General features: G+C 68.0%; 10 protein-coding genes. 3 read left to right on the plus strand and 7 right to left on the minus strand.

The genetic code is table 11. The annotated features are described in order from the left end of the window. Positions 1-74 precede the first annotated feature (74 nt). Both DB354_RS13215 and DB354_RS13220 read right to left on the minus strand, forming a co-directional pair. Positions 75-1652, minus strand: coding sequence for a methyl-accepting chemotaxis protein (locus tag DB354_RS13215; protein WP_233256638.1), 1578 nt, complete (start codon positions 1650-1652; stop codon positions 75-77). 252 nt (positions 1653-1904) lie between these two features. Continuing rightward, on the minus strand, positions 1905-2558 hold the full coding sequence (locus DB354_RS13220) for a response regulator transcription factor (RefSeq protein WP_158277525.1): 654 nt from the start codon (positions 2556-2558) through the stop codon (positions 1905-1907). 218 nt (positions 2559-2776) lie between these two features. Here DB354_RS13220 and DB354_RS13225 point away from each other — a divergent pair, with 218 nt between their 5' ends. Together DB354_RS13225 and DB354_RS13230 are read left to right on the plus strand one after the other, a co-directional pair. Then, a complete protein-coding gene (locus tag DB354_RS13225) occupies positions 2777-7558 on the plus strand; it encodes a PAS domain S-box protein (RefSeq protein WP_107836113.1) in 4782 nt (1593 codons plus the stop codon). Next, entirely contained in the window at positions 7555-8679 is a 1125-nt protein-coding gene (locus DB354_RS13230) for a hybrid sensor histidine kinase/response regulator (RefSeq protein ID WP_107836114.1), read from the plus strand. Before DB354_RS13225 ends, DB354_RS13230 begins: the two co-directional genes overlap by 4 nt. A gap of 27 nt (positions 8680-8706) precedes the next feature. Here the strand turns inward: DB354_RS13230 and rbsK are convergent, their stop codons facing one another. From rbsK to DB354_RS13245, 3 genes are read right to left on the minus strand one after another with little or no spacing between them, the layout of a single operon-like run. Next, on the minus strand, positions 8707-9627 hold the full coding sequence (rbsK, locus tag DB354_RS13235) for a ribokinase (protein WP_107836115.1): 921 nt from the start codon (positions 9625-9627) through the stop codon (positions 8707-8709). 3 nt (positions 9628-9630) lie between these two features. After that, entirely contained in the window at positions 9631-10641 is a 1011-nt protein-coding gene (locus tag DB354_RS13240; protein ID WP_107836116.1) for a multidrug DMT transporter permease, read from the minus strand. Positions 10642-10656: 15 nt separating this feature from the next. Continuing rightward, entirely contained in the window at positions 10657-11691 is a 1035-nt protein-coding gene (locus tag DB354_RS13245; RefSeq protein ID WP_158277526.1) for a LacI family DNA-binding transcriptional regulator, read from the minus strand. A gap of 169 nt (positions 11692-11860) precedes the next feature. On the opposite strand from DB354_RS13245, the gene DB354_RS13250 reads away from it, so the two are divergent. Further along, entirely contained in the window at positions 11861-13726 is a 1866-nt protein-coding gene (locus DB354_RS13250; protein ID WP_158277527.1) for a beta-L-arabinofuranosidase domain-containing protein, read from the plus strand. 303 nt (positions 13727-14029) lie between these two features. Here the strand turns inward: DB354_RS13250 and DB354_RS13255 are convergent, their stop codons facing one another. Together DB354_RS13255 and DB354_RS13260 are read right to left on the minus strand one after the other, a co-directional pair. Further along, positions 14030-15088 (minus strand): FecR domain-containing protein, encoded by a 1059-nt coding sequence (locus DB354_RS13255; RefSeq protein WP_107836118.1) that lies wholly within the window; start codon positions 15086-15088, stop codon positions 14030-14032. Next, positions 15085-15654 (minus strand): sigma-70 family RNA polymerase sigma factor, encoded by a 570-nt coding sequence (locus DB354_RS13260; RefSeq protein ID WP_158277528.1) that lies wholly within the window; start codon positions 15652-15654, stop codon positions 15085-15087. The genes DB354_RS13255 and DB354_RS13260 overlap by 4 nt, the downstream gene beginning before the upstream one ends. Positions 15655-15819 lie beyond the last annotated feature (165 nt).

The following is a 15819-nucleotide window of genomic DNA, read 5'->3' on the forward strand; positions in this document are numbered from 1 at the left end:
GCCCCCGGTGCAACCAAGTGCAGCGCGCGGGGGCAGGCTATTGGGTGCTCCGAGCTGAGTAATATTCCCGGCCGTCAGGACATCTCGGCGAAGTTCTCGATCTGGCGGTTGGAGGAGTTTGCCGCCTTGGGCGCAGGCTTGGTCCGGGCCGGCGCCATCTTGAGCTCGGTCCGGATGGAACGGGGAGCGCGGGTCGGACTGGCGGTGCGGACCGGATCCTCGGTCTTGGCGTCGCGGGCGGCGAGCGCCAGCAACTGACCGACGTTCTCCTGCATCGCCTGGGCCTGGGCGTTGAGCTCCTCGGCGGCGCTGGCACTTTCCTCGGCGTTCGCCGCGTTCTTCTGGGTGACCTGGTCCATCTGGGACACCGCCTGCGTCACCTGGCCGATGCCCTGGTTCTGCTCCACGGAGGCCGTGGCGATTTCCACGACGAGCTCGTCGACCTGGCGGGAGCGGGTGGCGATTTCCTCGAGACTCGTGGCGACCTTGTGGCTGATCGCCACGCCCTGCGCGGTCTTGGAGATGGCGCCTTCGATCTTGCCTGCGGTTTCCTTGGCGGCCTGGGCGGAGCGCTGGGCGAGGTTGCGGACCTCTTCGGCGACGACCGCGAAGCCGGCGCCGGCCTCGCCGGCCCGGGCGGCCTCGACGGCGGCGTTCAGCGCGAGGATGTTCGTCTGGAATGCAATCTCGTCGATCGTCTTGATGATCTTTGCGACGTCGTCGCTGGACGTCTTGATGTCGTTCATCGCGGTCTTCATCGCCTGCATGTCGGTCACGCCGACATCGGCGGCCTGGCGGGCGGCCCCGGCCAGTTCCTTGGCCCGCTGTGCATTGTCCGTGTTCCGCTTCGTCATGCTCGAGATCTCCTCGAGCGACGCGCTGGTTTCCTCGATCGATGCCGCCTGTTCGGTCGAACCTTCCGCCAGCGACTGGCTGGCCGAGGCGACCTGGGTGGCCGCCGCGGTGGTCTGGAGCGAACCGGCCTGGAGCGAATCGGCCACGGTCGCCAGGACCTTCACAATCGAGCGGATGTTCAGCACGGCGAGCACGATGGCGCCGAGCAGAACCGATGCGGCCGTGATGGCGATGAGCCACGTGGCGTTCTTCACGGCCGCGTCGATCTCATCGCCGAGATCGGCGCCGTGCTTGGCGTTGAAGTTGAGCAGGGCGGTGCCGGCCTCGGAATACGCGGTGTACGCCGGGATAGCGGTCGATTCGTTGTAGGCCTCGGCCGCCGCCAGGTCCGTTTCCGCGAGCTCGAGGAGCCGCTTCCGCGTGTCGCCATTGGCCTTTCTGGTCTCCTGCAGCCGGGCGAAGAGCCTGCGGTCGTCCGCCAGAATGATGGTGGGCTCGTACTTTTTGAATGCGTCGTCGTTCGCCTGGCTGAGTTGGGCCAGTTCGTTTTGGATCTTCTGCCGGGCCTCGGGCGTGGTGGCCCGCAGGAAGCGTTCGACGCGTATTTCACTCTCGGCCTGAATCGAGTTGACGCTGGCCATGAGCGTGATGCCGGGGATCGCATCCTGCGTAATGGAATCGCTGATGCGATTGAGGGCGATCAGCCGGTTGACGGCGAAGATTCCGACGCCGATGAGGGCGAGACAGAGAATGGAGACGAGGATCGTGACGCGTTGTCCGATGGTGCGAGTTTTCATGAACGAAAGGAGGACAGAATTTGATGCCGCGAACCTGATCCGGGTGCGGGTGCTGAGGTCGCGGGCGGCGAGAGTGGGGGCGAGGAGGGACGATGCGGGAGTGTTGTGAGGTGCGATGCCACGCCGCCGCTGGGCGTTGCATGATCACAACTTACATCGGCCCCGGCCCGGGGCGGAGAGACTCCGGATATCCCCAAGCGAACGTCTGATTTCGCGCAGCGGTGCTGTCGGGGAAATCCCCAACCCCGCGGTTCAGAGCGACACGAGACCGAGTCGGACGGCGCAGCGGACGAGGGCGGCGCGGCTCGAGCAGCCGAGCTTCTTCACCAGACGGGCGCGGTAGGTGTCGATGGACTTCACGCTGAGGCCCAACTCGGCGGCGAGTTCCTTGTAGCTCAGGCCCTCGGCCAAGCCTTTCAGGACCGAGCGCTCACGCGCGGAGAGGTCGATCTTTCCCTCCCCGGTCGCGGGCATCGGAGGCGGCGGCTCCCGGAGTGTCGGTGCCAGCGCGGTCGCGGCCTCAGGCGAGAAATACACCTTGCCGGCCATGACGGTGCGGACCGCCCGGACCAAGTAGTCACTGGCTTCGCTCTTGAAGACGAGGCCGTCGACGCCGGCGAGGAGGGTCGCGCGCGCCACAGTGCCGGGCTTCATTCCAGTCAGCGCGAGCACGCGCGTCTTGGGCCAGCGCGTTTTGATCGTGCGAGTCGCGGCCAGCCCGTCCTGTTCCGGCAAGCCGATATCCATGACGACAATGTCCGGCGACTTTTCCCCGATCATCGCGCAAGCGGACGCGGCGTCGGCGGCCTCGCCGACAACCTCGAAACCGTCCTCGCCCTGCAGGCGAAGCCGCAGACCGGTGCGGATGAGTTCATGGTCGTCGACGACAAGGATTCGGATGCGCATGGGGTACGATCGCCGAGGATCGTGCGAGGCGCGGGCGGCGTCGCAATCACGGAGACCGCAAATGGGGCGGCAAACGCGTAGGAAAGGGCGTCGTGCCGGCGAGTCCGGCTCCGTACCGCCGCCATATTTTGGCATCTGGGAGATTTGGAGTGATCCAAGTGGCATCCGCTGTTGGAGTTCCTGACGTGCGTGGGCAGGCCCCCCAGCCGCCCCCTGCGATGTCTCCCCAGCTCAAACCTTCCGATTTTTGGCTTGGCCGTCCGCTGCCGGCTGAGGTTCGCGACCCCGTCTTGTCGCTCTGCCTCTGGCTGGCCGCGCTTGGCAGCACCTTCGTGCTGGGTGTCGGATTCCTGCATCAGCAGGCCGGTTTCTGGCTGATGCCGATATGCTGGCTGCAGGGAGCACAGTTGCTGGCCAGTGTGACTGCGCTGCTCTGGCGCCGGGGGCCGATCGCCTTCCGCGGCACAGTCCTGATCACATTCTGCCATCTCATGGCGCTCGGAGTCTTTGCGTATCGCGGCGCGACGCCCAACTCCTCGCTCTTCCTCACCATCGCCACGCTCTTTGCGGGCCTGAGTTTCGGCCTGCGCGCGATGGTGCTCTCGTATGGCGCTGCGTTGGGCTGGCACCTTTGCGCCTACCTCGGCTGGAGCGCAGGTTGGCTGCCGCTGCAGTCGGTGCGGCGGATCGAGGGAGCGGCCACTGCCGCCTACTGGTTGGAGAACGCCCTCGGGTTCGCCCTCAGCTGCGGCGTGATCGTCGTCCTCATCGGCTTTCTCATCCGCCGGCTCATCCTCCATAATGCAGAGGTCGCCGAAACCACCGCCGCGCTGGCGCGCGAGCAGCAGATGCGGGCCGAGGCGGAGGTATCGCGGCTGCGCGCGGAGGCGACTGCGCAGACTTCCGTGCGACAGAGCGAACTCGAGATGCGCAGCCTGTTCCTGGCGGCCCCGGTGGGCATCGCGGTGGTCCACAACCGGATCTTTCACCGGGTCAACGCACGGTTCGCCGAGCTCTTCGGCTATCAACCTGAGGAGTTGATCGGAAAGAACACGCGCCTGCTCTACGCGGACCAGGCGAAGTTTGAAGAGGTGGGCCGAAAGGTCTATCAGCAGCGCGCCAGCGGCGAGCCGGCTCGGATCGAGGCGGTACACCGCTGCAAGGACGGCACCGAGCTCGATATCCTGATCAAGGCCGCGCCGATTGATCCCGCCGTTCCCGACGGCGCGTACATCGTGATGCTCATGGACATCACCACCACCAAGCGGGCCGAAGCCCTCGTCCGGCGGAGCGAGGCCCGGTTGCGCGAGACCCTGGATCACACGAGCGACGCGATTTTCACTGCTCGGGTCGAGCCGGATGGCCGTTTTGTTTACGAAGACGTCAACGCGGCGGTGGAGCAGTTCGGACTGTCGGTGGAAGCTTTTCGGGCCGGCACCACGACGCCGGCCGACATCTTCCCGCCGGACACGGCCGAGACGATCCGCGGCCAGTATCAACAGTGCGTCGAGGCGCGCAGGATGATCGAGGTCCGGCAGGAGCTGACGACCCCGCGCGGCCTCCGGCTTTTTGCCACCAAGCTGGTCCCCGTGGTCGCGACCGAGGGCGGACCGGTGGTTCGCCTCGTGGGCTTTGCCCGCGACATGACCGAGCAACTGCGGGCCGAGCAGGCGCTGCGCGAGAGCGAGGAGCGGCTGCAGCGGCTTCTCTCCAATTCCAACGACCTGTTCATCGTGATCGATGCGGCGGGCGTTTACCGTTCGGTCCACGGCCCGGTGGCGGCGATGATCGGCCTCACGGCGGAGGAACTGGTGGGCGGCAATAGCCTGGACGGGATTCACCCCGACGACCGCCAGCGCGTGGCGGAGCATCTGGCTGCCGCCGTGGCCGCTCCGGGCTGCACGGTCAGCGCGGAATATCGCTATCAGCACAAGGACGGGTCCTGGGTGCACATCGAGGCGGTCGGTGCCAACTGGCTGCACGATCCCAGCATCAATGGCATCGTGCTGAACTGCCGCAATGTCACTGAACGCAAGCGCACGGAGGAGTCACTGCGCCGGAGCGAGGCCGAGTTGGCGGCAGCGCAGGAACATGCCCACATCGGGAGCTGGAGTCTGGACCTCGATGCGGGCCGCGGCACGTGGTCGCGCCAGCTCTACCGGCTCTTTGGTGTTCCGCCCGCGAACCGGATCCCCTCGTTCACCGAGTTTCTGGAGCTGGTCGATTCGCGGGACCGGGAGCGCCTCGTGGCGGCCTTTGCCCGGACGGGCGAGACCGGAGTTCCTGCTCAGCTCGAATGCCGGACCCAGGCAAACCAGGGTGGGATGACGATGTTTGAGATCCGCATTCACCGGGATCCATCGGCCCCGGCGGCGGGTCGCCGCTTGCTGGGTACAATTCAGGATGTGACGGAGCGCGAGGCGACCGCGGCCGCCCTGCGGCAAAGCGAGGCGCGACTGCAGACGGCCCAGGAACAGGCCCGCATCGGGAGTTGGGACCTGAATCTGGCTACCGACACCGGCTACTGGTCGAAGGAGATGTTCCGGCTTTTCGATTTGGAGCCGACCGCGACGCCACCCCCGTTTTCACAGTTCACAGAACTGGCGCATCCCGAGGACCGTGCGGCGATCGAGCGTTCGGTCCGGACGGTGGTCGAATCGCACCAACCGGGGCGACTGATCTATCGAGCCAACCCCGCGATTTGCGCGGAACGCTACCTCGAGCTCGACGTCCGGCCCCACCTGGGTGAGGACGGCAAGGTCCATTACCTCACGGGCACGCTGCAGGATGTCACGCATCGCATGCAGGCGGAAGCGGCCCTACGGGAAAAGGAGCGCCGCTGGTCCACGCTCGTCGCAAATCTTCCCGGCGTCACCTACCGCTGTGCCAACGATCCGCACTGGACCGTCGAATTCATCAGCGCGAGCTGCCGCGAATTGCTCGGCGTTCCGGAGGAGGACTATCTGGTCACCCGCAAGGCCCTGCTCGAAGAGATCATCCCGCCGGAGCAGCGCGAAGCCGTCTGGCAGGAGGTGCAACGCTGCCTCGCGGCGCGAGAGCCCTACCGGCTCAACTATCGGGTGGCCACGCGCACCGACCGCGAGGTTTGGGTCGCCGAGCAGGGGCAGGGGATCTTCGACGCCGCCGGTCGGCTGGTGGCGCTCGAGGGCGTGCTCTTTGACGTCACAGAACTGAAGCGCACCGAGCAGGCGCTGCGGGAGAGCGAGGCCAACTACCGCGGCATCTTCGAGACCGCGCTCGAGGGCATCTTCCGCAGCACGCCGGAGGGGCGATTCCTGGCCGTCAATCCCGCGATGGCGCGCATGCATGGCTACGAGACGCCGGCGGAGATGCTCGCCACCGTCACCGATTTGGCCACCCAGGTGTACGCCGACCCCGAGGACCGTCGCCGCATCCTCGACTCGCTGGCCCGCACCGGCTGGGTGCACAACTACGAGTACCAGGCGCGCCGCAAGGATGGGCAGCTGATCTGGGTCCTGCTGAGCGGCCGCACCGTCACCGACACCAGCGGCCGCCTGCTCTACTACCAGGGAACCTGCCTCGACATCACCGAGCACAAGCGCATGGCCGAGCTCCAGGCGGCCAAGGCCCAGGCTGAGATCGCGAACAAGGCGAAGAGCGTGTTCCTCGCCAACATGTCGCATGAGATCCGGACGCCGATGAATGCGATCCTCGGCTTTACGCAGCTCATGCTGCGCGATTCCGCCATCACCGCCGAGCATCGCACCGCCCTCGAGACGATCGACCGCAACGGCGAGTACCTTCTGGCCCTCCTCAACGACGTGCTCGATCTCTCGAAGATCGAAGCCCAGCGCGCCACCCTCAAGCTCGGCCCGTGCAGTCTGCGACAGTTGGTCGGCAACCTTGGGTCGACGTTCGCCGCCCGGGTCGCGGCCAAGAAACTCACCTTCACCCTCGACCTCGCTGACGACGTGCCGTCGGTCGTCCTCGGCGACGAGGGAAAAATCCGCCAGATCCTCGTGAATCTCCTGGGCAATGCGGTGAAATTCACCGCGCGCGGCGAAATCACGCTGCGCCTGCGCGCCTTCCCGCAGGACCGCGAACACTGGCTGATCCAGGCGGAGATCGAGGACACTGGCATCGGTATTGCCGCGCACGAGTTCGGCGTGCTCTTCAAGCAGTTCGAACAGACGAGCGCCGGTCGCAGGACGGGTTCGGGCACCGGGCTCGGCCTCGCCATCAGCCGCGAGTTTGCCCGCATGATGGAAGGCGACGTCACCGTCCGCAGCACCGAGGGCGTGGGCTCCGTGTTCACGGTCAGTCTCCGGCTCGCGGCGGTCGCCGGTGAACCCGCGAGTGCCCGGGCCTCCTCGCTGCCGCGCATCCTCCGGATCGCGCCGGGCCAGCCGTCCTGCCGGATTCTCGTCGTGGATGACCAGGAGGACAGCCGCCTCCTGCTTTCCTCCCTCCTGGGCTCGGTCGGCTTTGAGGTCGAAACTGCGGCGAACGGGGCCGCGGCGGTCGCCGAATTTGAGCGGTGGCATCCGCACGCCATCGTCATGGATCTCCGCATGCCCGTCATGAACGGCGCCGAAGCCATCCGGCGGATCCGCGATCTGCCGGGCGGGCGCGATGTGCGCATCCTGGGCCTCTCCGCCAGCGTCATCCAGGAGTTGCGCGACCCGATGGAGGGCGCCGACGACTTCCTCGGCAAACCGTTCCGCGACGACGAACTCCTCGACCGGCTTGGGCGCCTGCTCAACCTCCGCTTCGAAACCGATGCGCGCGCCGCGATCGCGGCGTCGTGCGGGCTGGCCGCGCTGCCGGCGCGTTTCGTGGAGCCGCTGCGTCGCGCCGTTGCCTCCGCGGACCTCGACGCCGTCCTCGTCCTGCTCGACGAACTCGACGTGGATTCTCCGGAGCTCGCCGCCGAGCTGCGGACGATGACGGATCGTTTCGACTGGGATCGCATCGCGACCCTGCTCCCCTCGTCAGCCCCGTCCCAGCCCCTGCCATGAGCACCGACGCCAACCTCGGGCCGGCCACGATCCTCGTCGTGGATGACACTCCCGCCAATCTGCAGTTGTTGACGACCATGCTCCGGGACGGCGGCTACAAGGTTCGTCCGGTCTCCAGCGGCCAGATGGCGCTCCGGGTCATCGAGGCCACGCCACCCGACCTGGTGCTGCTCGACATCAACATGCCCGACATGGACGGCTATGAAGTCTGCCGTCGGCTCAAGGCCGATGACCGCTGGCGCGACATCCCGGTGCTTTTCATCAGCGCCCTTTCGGACACGGCGGACAAGGTCCGGGCGTTTCAGGCGGGGGGCGTGGACTATGTCGGGAAGCCGTTTCAGTTCGAGGAGGTCGACGCCCGCGTGCGCACCCATCTCGAGTTGCGGCGCAAGTCCCAGGCCCTGGCCGAGAGTCTCACCCGGCTCCAGGCGCTGGAGCAGTTGCGCGACAATCTCACCCACATGATCGCGCACGACATGCGGTCGCCGCTGCTCGCGCTGCAGATGTCGGTTCAGCTTCTCGCGGACGCGGCCAACCTGTCCGATGCCGACACCGCGGCCCTGGCCTCCACGGCCCGGCGGGGCGCGGCGCAGGTGGTCGAGATGGTCACCCAGATGCTGGACGTCAGCCGGATTGAGGCGGGAAAGATGGTGCTGGAGTGTTCGTCCTGCGATCTCGTCGGGCTGGCTCGCGAGGTGATCGCCACGCTGCAGCCGCTGGCGGTGGGGCGTACGCTCAGCCTCGACGCTCCGCCTGAGCTGATGGCCGAGATCGACTGCCCTCTCATCCGCCGCGTGCTCACGAATCTCCTCGGCAACGCCATCAAGTTCACGCGACCGCCCGGTCGTATCCAGATCGTCGTCCGCCCGGCCGGCGACTCGGTCCGGGTCGCGGTGGTCGACGAGGGCCCGGGGATCACGCGCGAGGACCAGGCGAAGCTCTTCGAGAAATTTCACCAGACCACGGCGGGAGCCCGCATGGGCGGCTCGGGGCTCGGGCTGACCTTCTGCCGCATGGCCGTCGAAGCTCACGGAGGAGCGATCGGCGTCGAGAGCACGGGCGAGCGCGGCAGCACGTTTTGGTTCTCACTGCCCAGCGCGAAACGTCCCGCCTCTGGGTGACGCCGCGGCGGGCGCGGGGCGCGGCGCTCAGCCGCGGAGGAACGCCTCGACCTCGCGGCGGGTGGGCACGGAGGGTTGCGCCCCGAAACGGGTGACGGAGAGGGCGGCGGCGGCGTTGCCGAAGCGGACGGCTTCGGCGAGCGGCCGGCCCTCCGCCAGCGCGACCGCCAGCGCGCCGTTGAACGTGTCCCCGGCGGCCGTGGTGTCGACCGCCTGCACCGGGAACGAGGGCACCAACTGCCCGCCGGAAGCGGTGTGCACGTAGGCGCCGAGCGCGCCCAGCGTGATCACGACGGCCTTGGGGCCCTTCGCGAGCAGCCGGGCGGCGGCGGTGGCGGCGCTGGCGGCGTCAGTCACCGGCAGGCCGGAGAGGAGGGCGGCCTCGTGTTCGTTGGGCGTGAGCACGGAGATGTGGCGCAGCAGGGCGTCGGGCAGTTCCTGCGCCGGCGCAGGATTCAGGATCACGGTGGCGCCGGCGGTTGCGGCGGTTTCCGCGGCGGCCTGGACGGTGGCGAGCGGAGTTTCGAGCTGGAGGAGGGCGACGGCGCTGCCGGCGATGGTCGCGTGGGCGCGCGCGATGTCGTCGGCGCTCAGGCGACCATTCGCGCCGCCGGCGACGCCGATGCAGTTTTCGCCCTGGGCGTCGACGAAGATCAAGGCGACGCCCGAGGCGCACGCGGCGTCACGCTGCACGTGCTGGACGTCGATGCCTTCATGCTGAAAACCGGCGATCGCCTGCTCGCCCAGCACGTCGGCACCGACCCGGGCGATGAACGAAACGGCGCCGCCCAGCCGCGCGGCGGCGACGGCCTGGTTGGCGCCCTTGCCGCCGGCGGCGGAGAGATACTCGCCGCCGAGGAGCGTTTCGCCCGGCCGCGGGATCCGCGGGAGCTTCAGGATCATGTCGGTGTTGGAGCTGCCGATGACGGCGATGCGGGCGCGGCTCATGGGTCAGGCTTTCGAGAGGATGAGGATGGCGAGGCCGACGACGTAGAAAAAGAACATGGCGGCGAGCAGCCGGTTGGTGCCGGGAGGAGCGGCCTTGAACTCCTTCCAGATGAACACGCCCCAAAAAGCGCCGATCATGGTGGCGCCCTGGCCCAGCCCGTAGGAGAGGGCGGCGCCGGCGAGCGTGCTGGCGATGATGCTGAAGCTCATGCCGAGATTCCAGATGGCGCCCCCCAGGATGCCGATGAGGTGCAGCCGCAGCGTGCCCTTGGTGAAGTAGTCGCCGAACGGGACCGGGGCGCCCTTGAACGGCCTGATCATCATGAGCGTGTTCCAGAGGAAATTGGAGAGCAGCAGGCCGACGCTGAACAGGACGATGGCGGTGTACGGACTGAGCTTTCCCGCCTCGAGGGCGTGCGTGGCGGGGTCGATCGCGCCCATGGCCTTCGCGACGAAGCTGTAGAACCAGCCCATCAGTAGGCCGGCGGCGATGGAGAGGGCGAGTCCCTTGGAGGACGCGCCGGCGTTGGCGCCCGCGAGCCGCTTGTAGGCGAAGGCGTCGAGGATGATCGCGATCACGATGGCGCCGACGCCGGCGGCGAGCATGGGCACGTTGCCGGAAGGCGTGGCGAGGTAGGTGGTGATGACACCGACAACCAGCGCGAGACCGACGCCGACGGGGAACGCGACCGCCATGCCGGCGATGTCGATGGCGGCGACGAGCAGGATGTTGGACAGGTTGAAGATCACGCCGCCCGCGAAGGCCGAGCCGAGCCAGCGCGAGTCAGCCTGGGCGAGGTCCGCGAGAAAGCCGCGGCCGGCCGGGCCGGAGCTGCCGAGCGTAAAGGCGAGCACGAGGGACAGGAGCAGGACGCCGATGGCGTAGTCCCAATAGAAGAGCTGAAACGGCCATGCTTTGGTCGCGAGCTTCTGGGTGTTGGCCCAGGAGCCCCAGCAGAGCATGGTCACGACGCACAGCGCGACGGCGAGGGGGTAGGATTCGACAAGAAACATGACGGGGAGGCTGGATTAGTGATGGGGAGGAAAGGCGGAGGTGGGCGCGGTCGAGGCGCGGATCACGAGCTGAGTGGGGAGCAGCACGCTGGCGGGCTTGGCCGCCGGTTCGCGCAACAGCGTGAACATCTGGCGGGCGGCGAGCTCCCCCAGTTGGTGCACCGGCTGGACGACCGTGGTCATCGGGGCGGCGAGCCACTCGGCGTACGGCTGCTCGTCGAAGCACGCGAGGGCGAGGTCGCGCGGCACAGAGAGACCCGCCTCGGCGATGGCGCGCATGGCGCCGAGAGCGATGACGTTGCCGAGCGCGAGGATCGCGTCGGGCCGCGGGCTGAGCTCCAGCAGCCGGCGCGCATGCTCGTAGCCGCTCTGCTCGGTGAAGGCGTCGCCGACGATGAGCGGGGCCGCGACGCCGGGACCGGTGCTGAGGATGGCGTTCCGGTAACCGGCGACGCGGAGATCGTTGGTGGAGGTGCCGGGCAGGCCTTGGATGCACGCGATCCGGGAGCGTCCCCCGCTCAGCAGGTGGGAGGTGGCGATCCGGGCGCCCGCCTGATTCTCGCAGCCGACGTAGGGCCAAGGAAGATCGGCGAAGTAGCGGTCCACCTGCACGACCGGGACGTGGGACGAGGCAAACTCGCGCAGGTGATCGGCGTACAGGCCCACGGGGCAGATGACGATGCCCTCGACATTGCGACCGCGCAGCCGGCGCAACGCGTCGATTTCGAGCGCGGTGTTTTCCTCGCTGTCGCACAGGACGAGGGAGAAGCCTTCGCGGCGGGCGGCGCCGGCGATCTGGCGGGTGACGCCGGCGAAGAACGGATTGGTGAGATCGGGAACGACGAGGCCCAGCGTGTGGGTGCGTTTGAGGCGCAGGTTGCGAGCGAGCGAATTGGGGACGAAGTCTTCGTCCTTGGCGCAGGCGAGCACGCGCGCGGCGGTCTTGGGGCTGATGCGGTAGCGGGCGGCCTGCCCGCTGAGAATCCGGGAAACAGTGGATTCGGAGACGCCGGTGGCGGCGGCGATGCGCTTGAGGGAAGAGGCGGCCATTTTGGGGGCGGGGTGGAGCCGGAAGGCAGGCGCATGTAGGCGCAAACGTTTGTGCAGGTCAATCCACCTCTGCACAAACGTTTGCGCAAATGAGATTGCCATCGGCGGGCGTCTCCGTTCGCATGCCGCCAACCCTTTCCCCTGCCCCAGGGGATGCACCGTACCCCCTATGAAACTCGGTTCCTGCCTCATCGTGTCCGCTGCTCTCCTCACCGTCTTCAATGCCCGCGCGGCGGATGTCCTGCCGCTCCCGTTCGTCGTTCCGGCGAAAGTGGCTGACGTCCAGTCTGCCCTCATCGCCGACCAGGCGCACCTCGAAGGCTTCCTCGGCGTCCGCATCGCCGCCAACGAGCGCAACCGGCTGCTCGCCATTGACGAGAACCGGCTGCTCGAAGGTTTTCGCAAGCGCCCCGGCCGGCAGCCATGGGACGGCGAGCATGTCGGCAAATGGCTGCACGCCGCCACGCTCGCCTGGGTCAACACCGGCGACCCGGCGCTGCGCGCCAAGCTGGATCTCGTTGTGCGCGAGTTGCTCAAGTGCCAGCTCCCCGACGGCTACCTCGGCACCTACGTGCCCGAACAGCGGTGGACGGTGTGGGACGTCTGGGCGCACAAATACAACCTGCTCGGGCTGCTCACCTACGTCCGCTACACGGGCGACACCACCCCGCTTGCCGCCTGCCGCCGGATGGCCGACCTGCTTTGCCATGACATCGGCGATGCGCCCGGCCAGCGCAGCATCCTCGAGGGCAGCCCGCATGTCGGCATGGCCCACAGCAGCATCCTCGAGCCGATGGTCTGGCTTTACCGGCTGACCGGTGAGGAGCGGTACCTGAAATTCTGCGAGATGATCGTGCGCGCCTGGGACGGACCGAATGGCCCGCGGATCGTCACCGACCTCAACGCCGGCCGCGGCGTGCACCAGGTCGCCAACGCGAAGGCGTACGAGATGCTGTCCTGCATCAACGGCACGCTGGAGCTGTATCGGGCAACCGGAGACGCCCGCCTCCTCCGCGCGGCGCGGGCCGCGTGGGCCGACATCGTCGCGCAGCGGCTCTACCTCACGGGCACCTGCAGCCACCACGAGCACTTCCACGACGCCTTCGAGCTGCCCAACGCGCTGCAGAACGTCGGCGAGACGTGCGTGACCGTCACCTGGCTGCAGTTCAACGCCCACCTCCTCGCTTTGACGGGCGAGCCCGCGTTTGCCGAGGAACTCGAGCGCACCGCGTACAACCACCTGCTCGGAGCGCAGCAGCCCGATGGCGCCGGCTGGGCCTACTACGTCGAACTCGAGGGCCGCCGGAAACCGTTCTCGCAGGATCTCACTGGCCATTGCTGCCTCTCCAGCGGCCCGCGCGGCGTCGCCTTGATCCCGACGTTCGCCGGCGGCGTGGACGCCGAGGGCGCGGTCGTGAACCTGTATGACCGCGGGGAGATGCGGCTGGTATTGCGCGACGGACGCCGCGTGACCCTGCGCGTCGACACCGACTACCCGCTGCAGGAAACGGTCCGGCTGACGGTGACCGCGGCGGAGGGCTCCGGGGACTTCGCGCTGAAGCTGCGCATCCCGGCGTGGGCCCGGCAGGCCTCGGTGTCGTGCAACGGCCTGCACGTTTCCGCGTCCGCCGGCGCCTACCAAAGCCTGCGCCGCACGTGGCGGACGGGCGACACGGTCGAACTCCGCCTGCCGCTGGAGCCACGGCTCCTGCTCGGCACGCATGGCAACGTCGGCCGCGCCGCGGTGCTCTACGGCCCGCTGGTGCTCGCCGCCGACGACCGCGTCAACCCCGACCTTAAGCTCGGGACGTTCCAGCTCTACCACCGCGACATCGCCGCGCTGAAGTTTGCGGTCGTGCCCGCCGCGGAGGCCGCCGCGTTGCTGCCGAACACGCCGGTCTTCACGGTGATCACGTCGACCGTGCCGGAGGTGCCGCACGCCCCGCGCCAGCACAACCTGCCGCTCCGGCTGATCCCGTACGCGAACGCCGGCGCGAATTCCCCCTTCCAGGTCTGGCTGCCCATCTGGCTGTAGTTGGCGGGCGGTTGGGGTGAGCCGAACCGTCGGAGCGGCCCAAACCGAGATAACACGCCAAATCTGGCGTATTATCCCCGATAACACGCCAATTTTGGCGTGTTATCTCAGCGAACGCCCTGGCGCCGAGCGCGCTTAGATCACGACGGCCGACCAGATTGGCGTGTCCCGGACCGGGCTCGCCCCGGTGGTGCGGATGCTGGTTCGCGCGCTGGTGGAGCCCGCCGGCCTTAATCTGGGCGAACCCGCTCCCAGCTTCGCGTTCTCTCGTCTCCCAGCGCCGGCCGCAGCCGTGCGTTTTGTCTAGCGTCCTGGCCCGCGGCTGAGCCGGACGGTGTCGCCGGAGCGCTCGGCCTTCACGCCGAGGCTCCCTTCGAGCAGCAGCAGAAAGGCGTCGGTGTTGTCGGCGCGGAACAAGCCGCTGACCTCTACTTTGGCCAGGGAGGGATCGGTGATGACGAACTGGACGCGATTGTGCCGGTTCATCGCCGCCACGGCCTCGGCGAGCGGCGTCGCGGTGAACTCCAGCCGGGCGGTGCGCCAGCCCAGCCGGCGCGCAATTTCGTCCGCGGGCACCGCGACGGGACTCCAGGCGGACGGCGCCGCCGCTGGCGCGAGTTCCACCTGCAGCAGGTTGCCGGCGGTCACCAGCGTGGCCGGCTCGGGCGCGGCGCCACCGGGCGCAGGTTCCGGCGCGGGTTGGTCGGGCAACGCCGCGGCGTTTTTCTGCACGGCCACGCGGCCCTCGGTGACGAGCAACTCGACTTTGCTGGCGCCGAGATCGACGCAGAAGGCCGTGCCCACCGCCTTGAACTCGATGCCTTCGGCGGCCACGACGAACGGGCGGGCGGGGTCTTTGACGACTTCGAAATGGGCTTCGCCCTTCCGCAGGAAAACCCGGCGGGTGGCGCCATCGAAACGCACGTCGACGATCGCGCCCGTGTTCAGCTCGACGAGGCTGCCATCCGGCAGCGTGCGCTTTTCCGGTTCGATCACCGTGGCGGTGGCGGTCGCCACGGCGCCCGCCTTCGGAGTCGGCCCTGACGGTCGGCGCCAGAGGATCGCGAGCGTCAGTAGCACGACGAAGCACGCGGCGGCCGCGCCGATCTGGCGTCTGCGCCGCGTCTGCGCCCGCAGCTTCAAGGTCCGGACCATGGCGTTCGCCTGGCCGCCCTGCAGCGGGCGATCGAGAAACGACCACGCCTGGAGCTGCCGGGCGAGGGCCTGGTCATGGCGTGGGTCGGCTTCGCGCCAGCGCGTGAGCTCCGCCTCCTCGGCGGGCGTCAGCCCCGCGTCGCGGCGCGCGATCCAGTCCGCGGCGGCGGCTTCAATCGGGGCAGGCTTGGTGGCGGATCGCTTCATGACTCCCTTTCGGAGAAGACGCCCCGCGCGCGCAGGAATTCTTCGCAACGCCGCGTGCCGCGCCCGATCTGGACCTGCACCGTCTGCTCGGAGAGGCCGAGCCGTTGCGCGATCTCCCGCTGGGGAACCCCCTGGAGTTTGCGTAGGATCATGATTTCGCGGCAGCGATGCGGCAACTGGTCGATGGCCTGCAGCAGCAGCGCGACTTCCTCGCGGGTGCAGGTGGTTTCGACGGTGGCCGCGCTCTCATCCATGACGTTGAGGGCGGCCAAATCCGTTACCGCAGTGATCGGGGAAATTTGCTTCCGGCGGAGGAGGTCGACGGCGAGATGCCGCGCGACGCTGAAGAGAAAATTCTTCGCCGACGTGATCGGCTTGGTCGCGTGCCGCTGCCAGATCCGCAGGTACGACTCCTGCACCACGTCGTCCACGTCGCGGACCGAGGGATAGGCGCTGCGGAGATAGGCCTTGAGCTGACCGTCGTGGGCCTGGATCTCCTGTGCGAACCACTGGGCGCGTCGATGCTCCGTTTGCGTGGTGAGGTCCGCAAGGTCGGTGGGCGACAATTGCGGGGAATCGACGGCAGAAGACGAGAAGGGCGGCACAGCGGAAGTCGGCTTTCGGGACGGACGGGGCGGTCGGTTGAAGAGCGAGTTCGGGCTGAGCGTAGAGGGCCCGGCGGGAAAAGGGCGAGCCGGGGATGGCATTAAATCTTCGGCGGGTGTGTAACT

The sequence above is a fragment of the Opitutus sp. ER46 genome, assembly GCF_003054705.1.
GTDB lineage: Bacteria > Verrucomicrobiota > Verrucomicrobiia > Opitutales > Opitutaceae > ER46.

Bases quoted from the DNA above. Each gene is read 5' to 3' on its own strand.
- DB354_RS13220 (WP_158277525.1), bottom strand. From the start codon at position 2,558: ATGCGCATCCGAATCCTTGTCGTCGACGACCATGAACTCATCCGCACC.
- DB354_RS13255 (WP_107836118.1), bottom strand. From the start codon at position 15,088: ATGAAGCGATCCGCCACCAAGCCTGCCCCGATTGAAGCCGCCGCCGCG.
- DB354_RS13230 (WP_107836114.1), top strand. From the start codon at position 7,555: ATGAGCACCGACGCCAACCTCGGGCCGGCCACGATCCTCGTCGTGGAT.
- DB354_RS13250 (WP_158277527.1), top strand. From the start codon at position 11,861: ATGAAACTCGGTTCCTGCCTCATCGTGTCCGCTGCTCTCCTCACCGTC.
- DB354_RS13215 (WP_233256638.1), bottom strand. From the start codon at position 1,652: ATGAAAACTCGCACCATCGGACAACGCGTCACGATCCTCGTCTCCATT.
- rbsK (WP_107836115.1), bottom strand. From the start codon at position 9,627: ATGAGCCGCGCCCGCATCGCCGTCATCGGCAGCTCCAACACCGACATG.
- DB354_RS13245 (WP_158277526.1), bottom strand. From the start codon at position 11,691: ATGGCCGCCTCTTCCCTCAAGCGCATCGCCGCCGCCACCGGCGTCTCC.
- DB354_RS13225 (WP_107836113.1), top strand. From the start codon at position 2,777: ATGTCTCCCCAGCTCAAACCTTCCGATTTTTGGCTTGGCCGTCCGCTG.
- DB354_RS13240 (WP_107836116.1), bottom strand. From the start codon at position 10,641: ATGTTTCTTGTCGAATCCTACCCCCTCGCCGTCGCGCTGTGCGTCGTG.